We start from the raw sequence: 18,136 nt of genomic DNA on the forward strand, positions 1-18,136 counted from the left end.
GGCTTTATTTTATGAGAGGCTCTAAAACCGATGCAAACCGATACCGACTTTGATGACACGATAGTCGCTCAAGCGACGCCGCCCGGACGCGGTGGTGTTGGTATTGTTCGTGTTAGTGGCAAAGATTGTAAGAATGTCGCTGAAAAGCTCTTAGGCCACTGCCCTAACCCCCGAAAAGCTGAGTATCTTCCTTTTTATAATTTACAAGAACAACTGCTGGATGAAGGCATTGCTCTTTATTTCCCCGGTCCTAACTCTTTTACGGGAGAAGATGTCTTAGAACTTCAAGGCCACGGCGGCCCGGTTATTATCGACATGATCATTAAGACAATCTTGGAAATTCCGGGCATTCGCCCAGCGCGCCCTGGCGAGTTTAGTGAGCGTGCTTTTTTAAATGATAAACTCGACCTCACGCAGGCAGAAGCCATTGCAGACCTTATTGATACCAACTCAGAACAAGCCGCTAAAGCCGCATTACAAAGCTTAAAAGGTGAGTTCTCGCACAAAATAGATCAACTTGTCGACGCTGTTATTCATCTTCGAATGTATGTTGAGGCAGCCATTGATTTCCCCGATGAAGAAATTGATTTTCTTTCTGACGGCAAAGTCTCCGGCGATTTAACCGAAATTATCGATCAGCTGTTTCATATAGAACAGGAAGCACGTCAAGGGACATTAATGCGTGAAGGCATGCGAATTGTTATCGCCGGGCGCCCTAATGCCGGTAAGTCCAGCTTGCTCAATACACTGGCCGGACGCGAATCAGCCATTGTGACTGAAATAGCCGGAACCACTCGCGATGTTCTGCGTGAGCATATCCAGATTGATGGTATGCCGCTGCACATTATTGATACGGCAGGTTTACGCGAAAGTCCCGATCACGTTGAAAAAATAGGCATTGAACGTGCCTGGGATGAAATTCGCCAGGCAGACCGGGTATTGTTTATGGTCGACAGTCAGGAAACTTCCGCCATTCACCCCGACGACATATGGCCGGAGTTTTTTGCTCAGTTACCGGAAGATATGCCTTACACCGTTATTCGCAATAAAGTCGACCTGTCTGAACAACCCACAGGTATAGACGAGCACAAAGGCATTCCAGTTATTCATTTATCGGCCAAAACCGGTCACGGTATTGAATTACTTCGGGAACACTTAAAACACTGTGTAGGCTACAGCGCAACTTCTGAAGGCAGCTTTATGGCTCGCCGTCGTCATTTAGAAGCCCTGGCTAAAGCGAAAACCCATCTCATGCAAGGTCAGGAACAACTGGAAGCCAACATGGCCGGCGAAATACTGGCTGAAGAACTGCGCCTGACTCAGCAACACTTGAACGAAATAACCGGTGAGTTTACCTCTGACGATCTCCTCGGTCAGATTTTTGGTTCGTTCTGTATTGGCAAATAACACCATTTCTTAGTCATCCACAAACTAAGGAGCAACAGTGAAAGACAGGTTAGCGCAATGGGGGTTTGACTACGTCCGTTTACGGTTTGGCCTTCGAACCGGCTTTGCCGCCTGCTTATCGCTTATTTTTGCCTGGGCTCTTGGTTTAGAGCACCCTCAATGGTCCGCCATGACTGTTTGGGCCGTTTCGCAACCAACCCGTGGTCTTCTCGTAGAAAAAGCCGCTTACCGTGCTTTAGGTACGTTATTGGGAACCATGTTCGGTATGGTGCTGGTGGTTTCTGCCGGCAATGATATTACCTGGCTGGTTATCGGACTCAGTCTTTGGGTCACACTTTGTGTCTATACCGGCAACTTACTGCATGGGCTTATTTCCTACGGTACTATTCTGGCCGGGTACTCAGCTTCTATGGTCGTCCTTCTGACACAAAGCCCAGACGCTCTTATACCGCTGGGCATTGACCGCCTATTGACAGTTTTTGTCGGTATCATGACCTCGTTGGTCATCAGCTGGGCTTTTACCTATAAACGAGCCGAGCAAAGCTTAATTAACCAGCTTCGCCGCCAAACAGCTGCAAATTTACAGGATATAAGTCGCTACTTCGCCGATCCGGATAATAATGATTTAAACCTTTCCGATAAGTTATCGAAGCTGGCCACCTTAGAAGCCCAACTGCTCGATCACGGTACAGGCTCTGTTAGTGCTCATGAATCGGCTAAAACATTACGCGTGGTCATTAACAGCCAACTCGGTTTTTTGGCCGAACTTAATATTCAGGAACCCGAAAAAAACCAAAAAGTAAGCGATTACTTACTAAAAGCATCCAATAAATTAAACGCTTCAGCTAAACGTTCTAAAATTATAACACCCCTTAAACAAGCATCAGAAGCCATTAACAACGCCGCTTCAAAAAAGCGTTTTCATGAGTTTGTCGAAGCAACCAGCGACCGTTTATCTTTTCGCGACTCCGGCAAAACGGCCAGCTCTACACTCCTTACCAAAACCATTTTGCATCGTGACTGGCGCGGTGCTCGCCAGGCAGCAATACGAACCTTGGTTATTATGGGGCTGATTGGCGTAACCTGGTGGTATACCGAATTATTTCAGTTTGCGTATTTAATGCTCGGTGCATCGGTTATGTTGACGCTGTTTTCTACAGCAGACAATCCGGCCTTAACCATGAAATATGTGTTTTTCGGGCAGTGTGCCGGCGCGCTGACAGCGGTACTTATTCAGGCAACGGTCTGGCAATACCAGGACTCCATTTTATGGATGCTGGTTGCTTTAATGCCAGTTATTTTGCTGGCCGGTTTTCCCATGTCGCATCAAAAAACCGCGAACGGAAGTATGGACTTCAACCTGGTCTTTTTACTGTTAATGAATCCCTCTATCGGTTATTCGTTTCATTTTAGTTATTCAATGAGTATTGCCCTTGCGGTTGTCGCCGCCCCCCTGCTTTCATTAGTTGCTTATCGACTTATTTATCCAACTAATTTAAAAGCACGTTATCAAAGCTTACTACAGACTCTGACCGAAGAAATTGAACAGCTGAACAAAACAAAACTCACCGAAAGCCAATACAACCGGCGTAAAGCTCGTTTCTATCATCGCGTAATCAAGCTCGCCCAAATTAGCGATAAACTCGGAATAAAAGATAAAAAAACTATAGTTCAGCATCTTTTAACCGGACAAAAACGACTCAACTCAACCGGCTAACTTAGCCTTTTTAATGCGCGACCATCGTTTTATTTCATATTCCCGTCGACAGGCTCCGGCTCTGTCCGGGTGATCTTCACTCCAAATCAACACAACCGGACGTCGGGCTTTGGTGTATTTAGCCCCTTTTTTGTTGTCATTATTGTGTTCACTAACACGGCGCTTAATATCCGTCGTTACACCGGTATAAAACGTGTTATCCGCACACTTCACTAAATAAACCGACCAAGTCACGCTTGAACTCTCTTACAATAAACCCAATATATAGTATACAGCAGTCACTTACTGAACCCATTAAGGACATAATTATGAGCAGACATTTTGATGAAGCCAAGGGGTTATCCGAACAACATGATCCCGCAACACACAATTTTGTCTTTAATCAAACCATGTTTCGTATCAAGGACCCAGAGCGTACCTTAAAATTCTATAGTGACGTTTTAGGCATGACCCTGGTTAAGCGTTTCGATTTCCCGGAAATGGAATTCACTCTCTATTTTATGGCGGCTATGTCACCAGAGCAGCGTAAAGACTGGTCAAACGACCACGATAAACGCATTGAACAAACTTTTGGGCGTCCGGCCATGCTGGAGCTGACTCATAACTGGGGAGACGAAAACGACGACTCTGTGTCTTACCACAGTGGCAATGAGCAACCCAAAGGCTTTGGCCACATTGGATTCGCCGTTCCCGATATAGATGCTGCTTGTGAGCGCTTCGAGAAAATGGGCGTAGAATTTCAAAAACGCCCAAACGATGGAAAAATGAAAGGCATTGCCTTTATCAAAGACCCGGACGGTTACTGGATTGAAATATTCACACCGGAACGCCAACCAGAACTATTAAACGAGCATTTGAAGTAATAACGAAGCAGGCCGGTTACTTGAGCTGGCCTTCTTTTTTGACAACTCATTACTTTAACAGCATCGACCACACTTTAGCTTCCAGTGACGTCATTCCCTGCTCGCATCCTACTTCTAAAGCCTTTTCTACCGACACTCCATCGGCTCCATTTATCGGAACATGAGAGTAAGCCATTCCAGTAAGGCTAACATCCGCAGCCTCTTCGCTGTCTTTCATTTCTTTTTGAGAGAGCAGATTAATAACAACCTCGCCGCCATTTTCAGAAATTTCAGTCAACTGCTCAGCGGATGGCGTACCCATAACCTAGAGTTTTTCGGACACCTGTTTTGATGATTCAATGCCCGCGACAACATCGAATGAAACTATTAGGGCACTTAAAGCAACTAATAGATTAACGAGAGCTTTTACCATTTAGGTTCTCCTGTATGATTTGTGTTTTTTCAATAGTAGCAAATGAGTTAAAAAAGTTATGACTGTTTTACATCTGTTAGTAGGTACAACCTCTGGAAATACTGAGTTTCTAGCCGATACGGTGAGCGAAAAACTAAACGAGCTAGGCATCAATACCAAACTGCACTACGAACCCGAATTTAAGCAATTACCAACTGATCAACCCTGGTTGATCTTTCTGGCCAGCCATGGCGCCGGTGAATATGGTGATTCAATGCTCGATTTTTACGACCAAATAAACGATCCTGAAAGTCCACATCTGACAGGGCTTAATTATGCTGTCGTTGCTATTGGTGAATCCTGTTACGACACCTTTTGTGAAGCGGGTCGTCATTGTGACAAACGTCTACAGGAATTAGGCGGAACACAAATAACTGATCGTTTAGAAATCGACATGCTGGAAGACGATCCGGAAAAGAAGGCTTTAAACTGGTTACCCGCGATCGCTGATGCAGTAAAGGCTCTGTGATCATACCCACAGGTTTGTGCACAAAGATTTCAACTTGTGACTAAAGTTGGAATAAGATCACTTAAGCACTGTCAATGAAGTGGGTATAACACTGGGGATAAAAGAGCCTGTGCATAACTACCCTACTTATCCACGATCTATGATCACAGTTCAGGCCTACTTATCTACAAAGAGTGATCTTTATATGCGCTATATAAAAAAAGGGCTGCAGCGATCTATTCACAGAAATCGTCTGACTAGTAGTAATAGTAATAAAAGATCTAAATAAGATCCTTTACTGATCTTCTTTAAGATCTTTAACAGTTCTGAATGAAATTTAACCTTTTAGATTTATGCAAAATCGCGTTAAAATAATCGGCTATTTACCGATTCTTCAACCAAAGGCCACTTTGAATGTCACAACAGAGCCAGCAACACTTTGACGTTATTGTTGTCGGTGGAGGGCACGCCGGAACAGAAGCTGCGTTAGCCGCCGCTCGTTTAGGTGTCAAAACCCTATTGCTTACGCACAATATCGATACGTTAGGACAAATGTCCTGCAACCCTGCTATTGGCGGAATAGGAAAAGGTCATTTAGTTAAAGAAATTGATGCCCTTGGTGGCTTCATGACTAAAGCTGCAGACAAAGCCGGAATTCAGTTCAGAACCCTGAATTCATCGAAAGGCCCAGCAGTGCGTGCTACCAGAGCTCAGGCTGATCGACAGCTTTATAAACAAGCGATCCGCTATGCCTTGGAAACACAACCGAATCTGTCAATATTTCAGCAGGGCTGTGACGATCTGATCGTTGAAAATGATCAGGTTACCGGCGTTGTCACCCAAATGGGTCTTAAATTCACGGCTAAAACCGTTGTGTTAACCGTAGGAACTTTCCTTGGTGGACAAATTCATATTGGTCTGGATAACTATCAGGGTGGACGCGCAGGCGATCCTCCTGCAAATGCGTTGGCTAAGCGCTTACGTGCACTACCATTGCGTGTTGAGCGCTTAAAAACCGGTACACCTCCGCGTATTGCCAGTCACAGCGTAGATTTTTCGGTCATGCAGGAACAACCCGGCGATAACCCGACTCCGGTATTTTCCTATATGGGTTCACGTTCTGATCACCCGCAGCAGATCCCGTGCTACATCACACATACTAACGAAAATACCCACGATATTATTCGTTCCGGACTTGATCGTTCACCCATGTATTCAGGTGAAATTGAAGGTGTCGGCCCACGCTACTGTCCTTCAATTGAAGACAAAATTGTCCGTTTTTCTGACAAAGGCTCGCACCAAATTTTCGTTGAACCTGAGGGGTTAGATACCTTTGAAATTTACCCTAATGGTATTTCAACCAGTCTTCCGTTTGATGTTCAGCAGCAGCTGGTTCAGTCAATTAAAGGTTTTGAAAACGCTCATATCACTCGCCCCGGTTATGCAATTGAGTATGATTTTTTTGACCCCAGAGATTTGAAGCAATCGTTGGAAACCAAAGTTATCAATGGCTTATTCTTTGCCGGACAAATTAACGGAACTACCGGTTATGAAGAAGCCGGCGCACAAGGTCTTATTGCAGGTTTAAACGCGGGGTTACAGGCGCAGGATAAAGAATCCTGGGCACCACGACGCGATCAAGCCTACATGGGCGTATTAATCGATGATCTATCTACATTAGGCACTCAGGAACCGTACCGGATGTTTACCTCGCGTGCCGAGTACCGGCTGTTGCTGCGTGAAGACAATGCGGATATTCGGTTAACGGAAATTGGTCGCAACCTTGGTTTAGTTGACGACGAACGCTGGGCCGCATTTAATAATAAAATGGAAGCCGTGGAGCAGGAAAAACAACGATTAAAAACCACCTGGGTGCATAAAGATCATGGTTCTGTAGAACAAATTAATGCACTGGTGAAAAGCTCTGTAAGCAAAGAAGTCAATGGTGAAGAACTTTTGCGCCGGCCAGAAATTCATTACAAAGATTTAGCCAGCACAGATTTTTTCGCACCCGGGCTAGACGATCCTTTAGCGGCGGAGCAAGTAGAAATTCAGATCAAATACGCGGGTTATATTTCTCGTCAACATGACGAGATTGCTAAACAACAGCGTCATGAAAATACGTTGCTGCCCTCTCCTTTTGATTACGCTAAAATTAAAGGCTTGTCGAATGAGGTTATAGCCAAGTTAAATGACCATCAACCGGAAACTGTGGGTAAAGCGGCACGTATTTCTGGTATTACACCAGCTGCTATTTCAATGCTTTTGGTTCATTTGAAAAAACAAGGTTTATTGCGTAAGAGTGCTTAAGGAATCGATGTGAAAGAGCCGTTAAAAGGATTATTAAAGCAGGCAGAAATAGAGCTATCAGAAGCGCAAATAGAACAGCAGCTGGCATTGGTTGCTTTACTGGATAAATGGAATAAAGCTTATAATTTGACCAGCGTCAGAAACCCAAAAGATATGCTCGCCCGGCATATTATGGACAGTTTAGCCGTTCGTCAGTATCTACAAGGACAACGCTTTATTGACGTGGGTACCGGCCCTGGACTACCGGGTTTGCCGTTGGCCATAGCTGAGCCCGATAAAGAATTTATTTTGTTGGACAGTTTAGGTAAACGCATTCGCTTTATTCGTCAGGTTTGTCATGAGCTTAAATTAACTAATGTCACAACCGTTCAGTCCCGGGTTGAAGATTATGAGCACGAAAAAAAGTTTGATGGTGTAATCAGTAGAGCCTTTGCCTCGCTTAATGATATGCTTTCCTGGTGTGAACATTTGCCAGCAAAAGACGGTCGGTTTTACGCTCTTAAAGGGTTATATCCACAAGACGAACTTGAGCAGTTGCCCGAAAGCTATAAAGCCGAAAGTATTGAGCGAGTTCATGTTCCCGGCATTGACGCGAGCCGGCATATCGTCATTATAAGCAAACGGTCATAAAACAACCGACAGTCGACTGTCCGACAACAACAAGAGGTTATAAAACCCGTGGCTACAACCATTGCTATTGCGAATCAAAAAGGTGGCGTAGGAAAAACAACCACAGCTGTTAACTTAGCGGCATCGATGGCTGCTACCCGTCGCAAAGTGTTGTTGATTGATTTAGATCCACAGGGTAACGCGACCATGGGAAGCGGCGTTGATAAGTACGATGTCGAAAACAGCATCTATGAATTATTGATTGAAGAAAAACCGGTTAATGATGTTGCTGTAAACGATACTAACGGTAAATATCACTTAATAGCTGCCAATGCCGATGCCACTGCCGCTGAAATTAAATTAATGGAAGTGTTTGCACGCGAATTACGTTTACGCAATGCATTAAAAGCGGTTCAGGATACTTACGACTATATTTTTATTGATTGCCCACCTTCGCTCAATATGCTTACGGTTAACGGTATGGCAGCAGCGGACTCTATTCTGGTACCAATGCAATGTGAATACTATGCGTTGGAAGGCCTTACCGCACTGATGGAAACCATTCGTCAGCTGGCCGACGTGGTGAATCCCGGGCTTGAAATAGAAGGTATTTTGCGGACTATGTACGACCCGCGTAATCGTTTGGCGAACGATGTTTCGGAACAATTAAAAAATCACTTTGGTGATAAAGTTTACCGCACGGTTATTCCGCGTAATGTGCGTTTAGCGGAAGCGCCTTCTTTTGGTGCGCCGGTTATGTATTATGATAAATCATCTACTGGTTCAAAGGCGTATTTATCCTTAGCGGGTGAACTTATCCGACGCTCCGAAAATCGTAATGAAGTAGCAGAAGAATCATAACAAGGGAATAAAGCGAATCATGTCGGCAAAAAAACGGGGATTAGGTCGGGGGCTGGATGCTTTACTGACCAGTAATCAGCAAAATTCTGATCGTCAATCTGAACAAGTAACGGAAGAAGTCAAAGGCGAACTACAGAAGTTGCCGGTTGAACAACTAAAACCGGGTCGTTATCAGCCTCGTAAAGACATGTCACCGGAAGCATTGGAAGATTTAGCGGCTTCGGTCAAAGCTCAGGGCATTATTCAACCCATAGTGGTTCGCCCTGTTGGTGACAACGACTATGAAATTATTGCCGGTGAGCGTCGCTGGCGAGCAGCTCAGCTGGCAAAACTCGACCTGGTTCCTTGTCTAATCAAAGACGTACCCGATGAAGCCGCTGTTGCCATAGCGCTGATTGAAAATATTCAGCGGGAAGACCTCAACGCAATGGAAGAAGCTACAGCGTTGCAGCGGTTGTTAGTTGATTTTAAGATGACTCACCAGGATGTTGCTCAGGCGGTCGGTAAATCACGTACTACAGTGACCAATTTACTGCGCTTAAATAATTTACAGGACGGCGTTAAAGTTTTGCTTGAACGCGGTGATATTGAACTGGGTCACGCCAAGTTACTACTTGCACTCGAAGGTGAACAACAGGCTGATGTAGCGCAGCAAATTGTTGCTAAAGAAATGACAGTACGTGATGCTGAAAAATTGGTCAGACGTACCATTGACCCTCCTAAAGAAACTGAAAAACCCGAACCAGACGCTAATATTGAACATTTAGAAACTCATTTATCGGAAACTCTGGGCGCAAAAGTTTCCATAAATCATGGCCGTAAAGGAAAAGGTAAGTTGGTTATCAGTTATACTAATCTGGATGAACTGGACGGAATTCTGACTCACATTAAATAATAATTTCCAATGTATTGATTGTTGTAGCACTTTTGTTAAATGGCATAGACACCGTCGCCTGCAGGCAAATTTGTTTGCAATTACATGGCAGATCCTTATACTAGCGCGAGTTTCGTTGTGGCTAATTGAAAGCTGCAAAAAATAGCCGCCAGTTAAAAGGTTCTCGTTGTGACACAGGCACTGAATGCGGTAGGTAAAAAGCTGGCAGGAAAAATAGTAAGCACACAATTTATTGTGGTCTTGATAGCCGCGCTTGTGACGATAATGATTTCAAATACGCAGTCGGCTTTAGGTATTCTTTGTGGTGGTTTAACCGCCGTAATACCCAATGTATTATTCGCACTTATAGCGTTTAGATACGCAGGTGCGCGCGCTAATCAGAAAGTTGTACAGAGTTTCTTTTTAGGCGAAGGCGTTAAGCTACTGCTGACAGCGTTACTACTAATAGTCGCGTTGTTAATGACAAATTTGTATCCTGTATGGTTGTTGGTTGGTTTCGTTATTGCCGTAACCATGCAGTGGATAGCACCGGTTTTATTTTTAAAATCAACCTAACTGGGAAACAACATGATAAGTGGAGAACAAACTCCGACTCAGTATATCCAGCATCACCTCCAAAACTGGACGGTTGGTGAAGGGTTCTGGGCGTTGAACGTCGATACTATCTTCTGGTCCGTGTTATTGGGTGTGCTGTTTCTGTGGAGTTTCCGCAGAGTAGCTAAAAAATCCTCTGCTGAGGTACCTGGTAAATGGCAATGCTTTGTCGAAATGCTTGTCGAGTTTGTTGACAACAGCGTCAAAGAATCCTTTCACGGTAAAGATAAACTGATAGCGCCTCTGGCATTAACCATCTTCGTCTGGATATTCCTGATGAACCTGATGGATTTAATTCCGGTCGACTGGTTACCAACAGCAGCTATGTATGGTGGTTATTGGTTAGGCTTTGTTGACGACCCGCACGATGTTTACATGAAAGTGGTACCAACCACTGACTTGAACACAACCTTTGCATTGAGTTTAAGCGTCTTTGCGCTGATTATTATCTACTCAATCAAGTACAAAGGCATGAAAGGGTTTGCCAAAGAAATGACATTAACGCCGTTTAATCATTGGGCGTTAATGCCGGTGAACTTTGTACTGGAAAGTATCACGTTATTGGCAAAACCAGCGTCACTGGCATTGCGTTTGTTCGGTAACCTGTATGCGGGTGAATTAATCTTTATTCTAATTGCGATGATTGGATTCTGGCAGCTACCGGCGCACTTTGCCTGGGCGGTGTTCCATATTCTGGTTATTACATTGCAAGCATTTATATTCATGATGTTAACCATTGTTTATTTAAGCATGGCGTCATCTGAACACTAGTGTTCTAAAAAAGTTTATAGCTTTACTTTTTAACTTTAATCTACTGAAAAACTGGAGAAATCAATGGAAACTGTAGTTGCTTTTACTGCTATCGCTGTATCAATCATGATCGGTCTGGCTGCACTGGGTACCGCCCTGGGCTTTGGTATTCTGGGTGGAAAATTCCTGGAAGCTGCTGCTCGCCAACCAGAACTGGCACCACAGCTGCAAGTTAAAATGTTCATCGTTGCAGGTCTTATCGATGCTATCGCGATGATCGGTGTTGCTGTTGCATTGCTGTTCACGTTTGCGAACCCATTCTTAACCCAGGTAGCAGGCTAATCGTTATTCGACGGTCACCAACTGAAGGAGGTCCGTTGTGAATATCAACGCTACTCTAATTGGACAAACGATCGCGTTTATCGTGTTCGTGTGGTTTTGCATGAAATTTGTATGGCCACCGATCATCAACGCTATTGAGGAACGTCAGAAGAAAATTTCTGATGGCCTTAATGCCGGTGAACGTGCTCAAAAAGATTTAGAGAAAGCCCAGCAAGAAATTGCCGAGCAGCTCAAAGAAGCGAAACAGCAAGCCGCTGAAATCATTGAACAGTCGAAAAAACGTGGCGCTAAAATTGTTGAGGAAGAAACTCAACGAGGCCATGAAGAACGAGAAAAAATCGTTGCGTCTGGACATGAAGAAGTGACTTCTGAACGCAATCGCGTTCGCGAAGAGCTGCGCAAGCAAGTCGCCGTACTGGCGGTTTCTGGGGCTCAAAAAATCATTGAGCGTGAAATTGATAAAGACGCTCATAGTGACATTGTTGAAAAACTGGTCGCTGAACTTTAATAAAGGGGTTTGAGCTTATGTCAGAACTGACTACGGTCGCTCGCCCTTACGCAAAAGCAGCTTTTGATTTTGCTTTAGAACAGGGAGCGCTCGATAAATGGGCAGAAATGCTTAGCTTCGCTGCTGCGGTGGCGCAAGACGAGACTATTGCCTCATTTTTGAGTAGCTCTTCTACTGTTGAAAAAACAACAGAGGTTTTACTGGGTGTTTGCGGCGACGAGCTCGACGACAACGCTAAAAACTTCGTTAAAGTACTGGCGGAAAATGAACGTTTGCCAGTACTACCAGCAGTTAGTGAGCTCTATCAGACGCTTCGTGCTGAACACGACAAAGAAGTTACAGTTGATGTTAAATCGGCGGTTAAATTGCTGAAAGCACAACAAACAGCTTTGAGTAAAGCACTTGAGAAGCGACTGCAACGCAAAATTAAGCTGAACTGCAGTGTCGACAAGTCCATTATTGGCGGACTTGTTATAGAAGCCGGTGATACCGTTATTGACGGCACCTTGCGCGGCAAGCTCGACAGACTTGCTTACGCACTGCAATCCTAATTGGGGACTTGAGCATGCAATTGAATTCAAATGAAATCGCAGAACTGATCAAACAGCGAATTGAGAAGTTCGAAGTCACCAGCGAAGCTCGCAACGAAGGTACCATCATGTCTGTTCAAGACGGTATCATTCGCATTCACGGACTTGCAGACTGTCTGCAAGGTGAAATGGTCGAGCTACCTGGTAATCGTTACGCTATCGCACTGAACCTGGAACGTGATTCAGTGGGTGCGGTTGTTATGGGCCCTTATGCAGATTTGCAGGAAGGCACCAAAGTAAAATCTACCGGTCGTATTCTGGAAGTTCCGGTTGGCGAAAAACTGCTAGGTCGTGTGGTCAACACACTAGGCCAGCCTATAGACGGTAAAGGTCCTGTTGAAGCTGACAGCTATGAGCCCGTTGAAAAAATTGCGCCGGGTGTTATCGAACGTCAGTCAGTTGATCAGCCTGTACAAACTGGCTACAAGTCAATTGACTCAATGATTCCGGTTGGTCGTGGTCAGCGTGAGCTTATCATCGGTGACCGTCAGACCGGTAAAACAGCTTTAGCGGTAGACGCTATCATTAACCAGAAAAACTCTGGCATTAAGTGTGTTTACGTTGCCATCGGTCAGAAAAACTCAACCATTTCAGCGGTTGTCCGTAAGTTAGAAGAGCATGGCGCAATGGAAAACACCATTGTTGTTGCGGCTTCTGCGTCTGAATCTGCGGCGTTGCAATACTTGGCTGCTTATTCTGGCTGTACCATGGGTGAATACTTCCGTGATCGCGGTGAAGACGCTCTGATTGTTTACGATGACTTGTCAAAGCAGGCTGTCGCTTACCGTCAAATTTCACTATTGCTGCGTCGTCCTCCGGGTCGTGAAGCCTTCCCTGGTGACGTTTTCTACCTTCACTCTCGCTTGCTGGAACGTGCTGCTCGTGTAAACGTAGATTACGTAGAAAAATACACCGACGGCAAAGTAAAAGGTAAAACCGGTTCATTAACGGCCTTACCGATCATTGAAACGTTGGCGGGTGACGTATCGGCATTCGTACCGACTAACGTTATCTCAATCACCGATGGTCAGATCTTCCTGGAAACTGACTTATTTAACTCAGGTATCCGTCCTGCAGTTAACGCGGGTGTATCGGTTTCACGTATTGGTGGTTCAGCACAAACCAAAATCATTAAAAAGCTGGGTGGTGGTATTCGTCTGGCTCTGGCTCAGTATCGGGAACTGGCGGCATTTGCCCAGTTTGCATCTGACCTTGATGAATCGACTCGCGAACAGTTGGAACACGGTCAGCGTGCTACCGAACTGATGAAACAGAAACAGTATAAGCCTATGAGTGTTGCTCAGATGGCTGTATCAATTTATGCCGTTGAAAAAGGCTTTTTGAAAGACGTAGCTATCGACAAAATCATGGATTTTGAAGAATCACTGCAATCTTTCATGGCGAATGAATACGCCGAGTTAATGGCTGAGATTGATAAAACTGGCAACTATAACGACGACATCGATGCGCAATTGAAAGCGGCGCTTGAGAAATTCAAGCAAACGCAATCATGGTAATAGCATTTGGCCGCACTAGCGGCCATTTGTCGTTGAGTTAACAGGAGAATCGTCATGGCCAGTGGTAAAGAGATAAAAACTCAGATTTCGGGTATCGGTAATACCCAAAAAATCACCAGTGCTATGGAAATGGTTGCTGCGTCGAAAATGAAAAAGGCGCAGGAACGTATGGGGGCAACTCGACCTTATGCGGACACCATTCGCAAGGTGATTGGTCATGTGGCGCGCGGTAACCTTGAATATCGTCATCCTTTTATGGAAGAACGTCAGGTTAAGCGTGTGGGTTACATCATTATTTCCACCGATCGCGGCTTGTGTGGTGGCTTGAACAGTAATGAGTTCAAGAAAGTTGTCAAACACGCGAATGAGTGGAAAGAGCATGATGTGGAAGCGGATTTTGCCGCAATAGGCAGTAAAGCAACCGGTTATTTCAAGCGCTTCGGTAAACTGAAAGCGCAAGTTTCAGGTATGGGTGATAAACCAGAACTGAAAGAAATAACAGGATCTATTCAGGTTATGCTGGATGCTTATGAAGAAGGTGAAATTGATCGCTTGTACGTCGTATTCAACAAATTTGTGAATACGATGACCCAGGAGCCGACCATTCATCAATTGTTGCCATTGCCGCAAGCAGGATCGGAAGATGATGTACAAACAGGTAGTTGGGATTACCTGTATGAACCGAATCCAGAAAGTATTTTAGACACGCTCATTCGTCGTTTTGTCGAAATGCAGGTGTACCAGGGTGTCGTAGATAACTTTGCTAGTGAGCAAGCCGCTCGGATGATTGCGATGAAAGCAGCAACTGATAACGCTGAAGATATTATTGATGATTTGCAGTTGAAATATAACAAGGCGCGTCAGTCAGCAATTACGCAAGAAATTTCGGAAATCGTGTCCGGCGCCGAAGCGGTATAACGCGGCAACGGTTAACAGAATTGAAGAGTTAGAGGAAACGTCATGAGTCAAGGTAAGGTCGTACAAATTATCGGCGCCGTTGTGGATTTAGAATTTCCACAAGACGCTGTACCAAAAGTATACGACGCACTGAAAGTGACCGAAGGTGGCTTAGAAGGTTTGGTTCTTGAAGTTCAGCAGCAGCTGGGCGGCGGAATCGTACGTGCCATCGCAATGGGTACAACTGACGGTCTGCGTCGTGATATCACCGTTAAAAATACCGGTGAATCAATCATGGTTCCAGTGGGTAAGAAAACTCTGGGCCGTATTATGGATGTATTAGGTAACCCGATTGATGAAGCGGGTCCTATCGGTGAAGAAGAACGTATGTCGATTCACCGTGCTGCACCCAGTTATGAAGATCAGTCAAACACCAATGAGCTGTTAGAAACCGGCATCAAGGTTATCGACTTGATTTGTCCGTTTGCTAAAGGCGGTAAAGTCGGTTTGTTCGGTGGTGCTGGTGTTGGTAAAACCGTTAATATGATGGAACTTATCCGTAACATTGCTATCGAGCACAGCGGCTACTCAGTATTCGCGGGTGTTGGTGAGCGTACTCGTGAAGGTAATGACTTCTATCACGAAATGAACGATTCAAACGTTCTGGATAAAGTTTCCTTGGTTTATGGTCAGATGAATGAACCACCGGGTAACCGTTTGCGAGTTGCTTTAACCGGTTTGACCGTTGCTGAGAAGTTCCGTGACGAAGGTCGCGATGTCCTTTTCTTTGTTGATAACATCTACCGTTATACACTAGCCGGTACAGAGGTATCAGCATTATTAGGTCGTATGCCTTCAGCGGTTGGTTATCAGCCTACTCTGGCTGAAGAAATGGGTGTTCTGCAGGAACGTATCACCTCGACTAAGACAGGTTCAATCACGTCGGTACAGGCCGTTTACGTACCAGCGGATGACTTGACTGACCCATCTCCTGCAACAACCTTTGCCCACTTGGATGCAACCGTTGTATTGAACCGTGACATCGCGTCTTTGGGTATCTACCCAGCGGTTGACCCGTTGGACTCAACTTCACGTCAGTTGGACCCTCAGGTTATCGGTGACGAACATTACGACACCGCAATGGGCGTTCAGGAAGTATTGCAACGCTATAAAGAGCTGAAAGACATCATTGCAATTTTGGGTATGGACGAGCTGTCAGAAGAAGACAAATTGTCAGTCTCCCGTGCTCGTAAAGTTCAGCGCTTCTTGTCGCAGCCTTTCTTCGTAGCCGAAGTTTTCACAGGTGCGCCGGGTAAATACGTATCATTAAAAGATACTATTGCCAGCTTTAAAGGCATTTTGAATGGCGAGTACGATGATCTGCCTGAACAGGCCTTCTACATGGTTGGTACCATTGAAGAAGCGGTAGAAAAAGCCAAAAACCTGTAACCGACCGGGAGGTTTGAATGGCAGCACAAACATTAAATCTGGACATTGTCAGCGCTGAAGATAAGTTGTTCTCAGGCGTTGTACAAACAGTTCAGGCCACTGGTAGCGAAGGTGAACTGGGTATTTACCCGGGTCACGCGCCGCTACTGACAAAAATCAAACCAGGTATGGTTCGTTATGTCAGTGAAGCGGGCGACGAAGAGCTTCTGTATGTTGCCGGTGGTGTGTTAGAAGTACAGCCTGGTCATGTCATTGTACTGGCGGACGTTGCTGTTCGTGGTGACGACCTTGACTTGCAGGAAGCTGAAGCAGCGAAAAAACGCGCTGAAGAAGCCATTGCCGACTCAGGTTCTGATGTGACCTATGCAGAAGCTATTGCTGAGTTATCGCGTGCGTTAGCTCAAATCGATATTATTCGTAAGCTTAAGCGTTAAAACTTCTGCGTTAAAATACGTAAAAGGCCTTGTTGTTAGTGCAACAGGGCCTTTTTTGTCGTTACAATAAGCTAATGTAATAAAGCTTACGCCAGCGATACCGAATTAAGGATCCATTGATATGAAGCTACGTGTTGTTATTCTGGCCGCAGGAAAAGGAACCCGCATGCGATCGGATCTGCCTAAGGTGCTGCACAAGGTTGCTAATAAACCGATGGTAGAGCATGTTATTGATACGGCACGGTCGTTAAAGCCTGACGCTATTAATCTAATTTATGGTCATGGCGGCGATAAGCTTAAACAGGCTATTGCAGGCGATGATTTAACCTGGGTGGAACAACGCGAGCAATTGGGTACCGGTCATGCGGTTCAACAGGTTATTCCGCACCTTCAAAGCAGCGAAAAAGTCATTATTCTGTATGGTGACGTTCCCCTGCTTACTGAATCTACCTTAATTAAATTAGTAACAGCCAGTGCTAACATTTCTCTTGGCCTGCTGACTATGACGTTAGCAGAGCCGACAGGTTATGGGCGTATTGTGCGTAATGAGCGCCGCAGTGTGACCGATATTGTTGAACAAAAAGACGCAAACGCACAGCAACTGGCCATTAACGAAGTGAATACCGGCATTATGATTGCCGACAGCGATAAGCTTAAAAGCTGGCTGGAAAACTTAAGTAACGACAACGCGCAAAAAGAATATTATTTGACCGATATTGTGGCTATGGCGGCTGATGAGGGTGTGAACATTGCCACCGCGCAGCCCGATAACGCACAGGAAGTAGAAGGTGCCAATAACCGTCAGCAACTCGCCGCTTTAGAGCGTGCTTTACAGCAGCGTCAGGCTGAAGAGTTAATGACTCAGGGCGTGACCTTAATTGACCCTGCCCGCTTTGATTGTCGCGGTAAATTGAGTGTCGGCAGCGATGTCACTATCGATATTAACGCGGTGTTTGAAGGCCATGTGGTTCTGGGTGACCGGGTCGTTATAGAGCCAAACTGCGTGATCCGAAATTCGGTTATTGGTGACGATACAGTCATTCGCGCGAACTCTCATATTGAGGACGCGAAAGTGGCTAAAGGCTGTAAAGTCGGTCCTTTTGCGCGGTTAAGACCTGGTGCGGAACTTGCGGACCAAGCGCAGGTCGGAAACTTTGTCGAGATGAAAAAAAGCCGCTTAGGTAAAGGCTCGAAAGCCAGCCATTTAACCTATCTGGGCGATACTCAAATCGGCGAAAATGCAAACATTGGTGCAGGTACTATTACCTGCAATTATGACGGCGTGAATAAAGCGCAGACCGAAATAGGCGACGGTTCCTTTATTGGCTCCAACAGTTCTTTGGTTGCGCCGGTTTCTATTGGTAACAATGCAACCGTTGGTGCCGGCTCGGTCATTACGCGCGCGGTGGCTGACGAAGAACTGTCTGTTGCCCGCGGCAAGCAGCGAAATATCAGCGGATGGCAACGTCCGCAGTCGAAAAAAGGAAGTTAATT

20 protein-coding genes are annotated in these 18,136 nt (G+C 45.3%); 18 read left to right on the forward strand and 2 right to left on the reverse strand.

Annotated elements, in window-relative coordinates:
- The first annotated feature begins 30 nt into the window (after nt 1-30).
- The gene (mnmE, locus tag L8G48_RS11810; RefSeq protein WP_248264815.1) at nt 31-1,407 is read left to right on the forward strand and encodes a tRNA uridine-5-carboxymethylaminomethyl(34) synthesis GTPase MnmE; all 1,377 of its coding nucleotides are present in this window, start codon (nt 31-33) and stop codon (nt 1,405-1,407) included.
- A 37-nt stretch (nt 1,408-1,444) separates the two neighbouring features.
- Entirely contained in the window at nt 1,445-3,124 is a 1,680-nt protein-coding gene (locus L8G48_RS11815; RefSeq protein ID WP_248264816.1) for an FUSC family protein, read from the forward strand.
- On the opposite strand, the gene L8G48_RS11820 is transcribed toward L8G48_RS11815, so the two are convergent.
- Nucleotides 3,113-3,358: a GIY-YIG nuclease family protein gene (locus L8G48_RS11820; RefSeq protein ID WP_248264817.1), complete on the reverse strand. Its 246-nt coding sequence runs from the start codon at nt 3,356-3,358 to the stop codon at nt 3,113-3,115. The two genes, L8G48_RS11815 and L8G48_RS11820, sit on opposite strands and share 12 nt — an antisense overlap.
- Nucleotides 3,359-3,432: 74 nt before the next feature.
- Here L8G48_RS11820 and gloA point away from each other — a divergent pair, with 74 nt between their 5' ends.
- Nucleotides 3,433-3,987, forward strand: coding sequence for a lactoylglutathione lyase (gene gloA, locus L8G48_RS11825; protein WP_248264818.1), 555 nt, complete (start codon nt 3,433-3,435; stop codon nt 3,985-3,987).
- 49 nt (nt 3,988-4,036) lie between these two features.
- Here gloA and L8G48_RS11830 read toward each other — a convergent pair whose 3' ends face one another.
- Nucleotides 4,037-4,288 (reverse strand): protein-tyrosine phosphatase family protein, encoded by a 252-nt coding sequence (locus L8G48_RS11830; protein ID WP_248264819.1) that lies wholly within the window; start codon nt 4,286-4,288, stop codon nt 4,037-4,039.
- 169 nt (nt 4,289-4,457) lie between these two features.
- On the opposite strand from L8G48_RS11830, the gene L8G48_RS11835 reads away from it, so the two are divergent.
- The 15 genes from L8G48_RS11835 to glmU all read left to right on the forward strand — a co-directional run bounded on the left by L8G48_RS11835 (nt 4,458) and on the right by glmU (nt 18,134).
- Nucleotides 4,458-4,907: a flavodoxin domain-containing protein gene (locus L8G48_RS11835; protein ID WP_248264820.1), complete on the forward strand. Its 450-nt coding sequence runs from the start codon at nt 4,458-4,460 to the stop codon at nt 4,905-4,907.
- A 393-nt stretch (nt 4,908-5,300) separates the two neighbouring features.
- Nucleotides 5,301-7,196, forward strand: coding sequence for a tRNA uridine-5-carboxymethylaminomethyl(34) synthesis enzyme MnmG (mnmG, locus tag L8G48_RS11840; RefSeq protein ID WP_248264821.1), 1,896 nt, complete (start codon nt 5,301-5,303; stop codon nt 7,194-7,196).
- Nucleotides 7,197-7,205: 9 nt separating this feature from the next.
- Entirely contained in the window at nt 7,206-7,826 is a 621-nt protein-coding gene (gene rsmG / locus L8G48_RS11845) for a 16S rRNA (guanine(527)-N(7))-methyltransferase RsmG (protein WP_248264822.1), read from the forward strand.
- Between the two features lie 48 nt (nt 7,827-7,874).
- Complete coding sequence (locus tag L8G48_RS11850) at nt 7,875-8,666, forward strand: ParA family protein (RefSeq protein WP_248264823.1); 792 nt, start codon at nt 7,875-7,877, stop codon at nt 8,664-8,666.
- A gap of 19 nt (nt 8,667-8,685) precedes the next feature.
- Nucleotides 8,686-9,561, forward strand: coding sequence for a ParB/RepB/Spo0J family partition protein (locus L8G48_RS11855; protein ID WP_248264824.1), 876 nt, complete (start codon nt 8,686-8,688; stop codon nt 9,559-9,561).
- A 168-nt stretch (nt 9,562-9,729) separates the two neighbouring features.
- On the forward strand, nt 9,730-10,116 hold the full coding sequence (locus L8G48_RS11860) for an ATP synthase subunit I (protein ID WP_248264825.1): 387 nt from the start codon (nt 9,730-9,732) through the stop codon (nt 10,114-10,116).
- A gap of 12 nt (nt 10,117-10,128) precedes the next feature.
- Entirely contained in the window at nt 10,129-10,926 is a 798-nt protein-coding gene (gene atpB / locus L8G48_RS11865; protein ID WP_248264826.1) for a F0F1 ATP synthase subunit A, read from the forward strand.
- A gap of 63 nt (nt 10,927-10,989) precedes the next feature.
- Nucleotides 10,990-11,247 (forward strand): F0F1 ATP synthase subunit C, encoded by a 258-nt coding sequence (atpE, locus tag L8G48_RS11870; RefSeq protein WP_011235847.1) that lies wholly within the window; start codon nt 10,990-10,992, stop codon nt 11,245-11,247.
- A gap of 37 nt (nt 11,248-11,284) precedes the next feature.
- On the forward strand, nt 11,285-11,755 hold the full coding sequence (atpF, locus tag L8G48_RS11875) for a F0F1 ATP synthase subunit B (RefSeq protein WP_248264827.1): 471 nt from the start codon (nt 11,285-11,287) through the stop codon (nt 11,753-11,755).
- A gap of 17 nt (nt 11,756-11,772) precedes the next feature.
- A complete protein-coding gene (gene atpH, locus L8G48_RS11880) occupies nt 11,773-12,306 on the forward strand; it encodes a F0F1 ATP synthase subunit delta (RefSeq protein WP_248264828.1) in 534 nt (177 codons plus the stop codon).
- Nucleotides 12,307-12,320: 14 nt separating this feature from the next.
- Nucleotides 12,321-13,862 (forward strand): F0F1 ATP synthase subunit alpha, encoded by a 1,542-nt coding sequence (gene atpA, locus L8G48_RS11885; RefSeq protein WP_248264829.1) that lies wholly within the window; start codon nt 12,321-12,323, stop codon nt 13,860-13,862.
- Between the two features lie 54 nt (nt 13,863-13,916).
- Nucleotides 13,917-14,780 (forward strand): F0F1 ATP synthase subunit gamma, encoded by an 864-nt coding sequence (gene atpG / locus L8G48_RS11890; RefSeq protein ID WP_248264830.1) that lies wholly within the window; start codon nt 13,917-13,919, stop codon nt 14,778-14,780.
- 42 nt (nt 14,781-14,822) lie between these two features.
- The gene (gene atpD / locus L8G48_RS11895) at nt 14,823-16,208 is read left to right on the forward strand and encodes a F0F1 ATP synthase subunit beta (RefSeq protein ID WP_248264831.1); all 1,386 of its coding nucleotides are present in this window, start codon (nt 14,823-14,825) and stop codon (nt 16,206-16,208) included.
- A gap of 17 nt (nt 16,209-16,225) precedes the next feature.
- Complete coding sequence (locus L8G48_RS11900; RefSeq protein WP_248264832.1) at nt 16,226-16,642, forward strand: F0F1 ATP synthase subunit epsilon; 417 nt, start codon at nt 16,226-16,228, stop codon at nt 16,640-16,642.
- 121 nt (nt 16,643-16,763) lie between these two features.
- On the forward strand, nt 16,764-18,134 hold the full coding sequence (gene glmU / locus L8G48_RS11905) for a bifunctional UDP-N-acetylglucosamine diphosphorylase/glucosamine-1-phosphate N-acetyltransferase GlmU (protein ID WP_248264833.1): 1,371 nt from the start codon (nt 16,764-16,766) through the stop codon (nt 18,132-18,134).
- Nucleotides 18,135-18,136 lie beyond the last annotated feature (2 nt).

The sequence above is a fragment of the Idiomarina aminovorans genome (assembly GCF_023155095.1).
Taxonomy (GTDB): domain Bacteria; phylum Pseudomonadota; class Gammaproteobacteria; order Enterobacterales; family Alteromonadaceae; genus Idiomarina; species Idiomarina aminovorans.

Coding starts and splice junctions, on each gene's coding strand:
- mnmG (WP_248264821.1), top strand. CDS start 5,301: ATGTCACAACAGAGCCAGCAACACTTTGACGTTATTGTTGTCGGTGGA.
- atpD (WP_248264831.1), top strand. CDS start 14,823: ATGAGTCAAGGTAAGGTCGTACAAATTATCGGCGCCGTTGTGGATTTA.
- L8G48_RS11855 (WP_248264824.1), top strand. CDS start 8,686: ATGTCGGCAAAAAAACGGGGATTAGGTCGGGGGCTGGATGCTTTACTG.
- atpB (WP_248264826.1), top strand. CDS start 10,129: ATGATAAGTGGAGAACAAACTCCGACTCAGTATATCCAGCATCACCTC.
- L8G48_RS11830 (WP_248264819.1), bottom strand. CDS start 4,288: ATGGGTACGCCATCCGCTGAGCAGTTGACTGAAATTTCTGAAAATGGC.
- mnmE (WP_248264815.1), top strand. CDS start 31: ATGCAAACCGATACCGACTTTGATGACACGATAGTCGCTCAAGCGACG.
- atpA (WP_248264829.1), top strand. CDS start 12,321: ATGCAATTGAATTCAAATGAAATCGCAGAACTGATCAAACAGCGAATT.
- L8G48_RS11835 (WP_248264820.1), top strand. CDS start 4,458: ATGACTGTTTTACATCTGTTAGTAGGTACAACCTCTGGAAATACTGAG.
- atpH (WP_248264828.1), top strand. CDS start 11,773: ATGTCAGAACTGACTACGGTCGCTCGCCCTTACGCAAAAGCAGCTTTT.
- glmU (WP_248264833.1), top strand. CDS start 16,764: ATGAAGCTACGTGTTGTTATTCTGGCCGCAGGAAAAGGAACCCGCATG.
- gloA (WP_248264818.1), top strand. CDS start 3,433: ATGAGCAGACATTTTGATGAAGCCAAGGGGTTATCCGAACAACATGAT.
- atpG (WP_248264830.1), top strand. CDS start 13,917: ATGGCCAGTGGTAAAGAGATAAAAACTCAGATTTCGGGTATCGGTAAT.
- L8G48_RS11900 (WP_248264832.1), top strand. CDS start 16,226: ATGGCAGCACAAACATTAAATCTGGACATTGTCAGCGCTGAAGATAAG.
- atpE (WP_011235847.1), top strand. CDS start 10,990: ATGGAAACTGTAGTTGCTTTTACTGCTATCGCTGTATCAATCATGATC.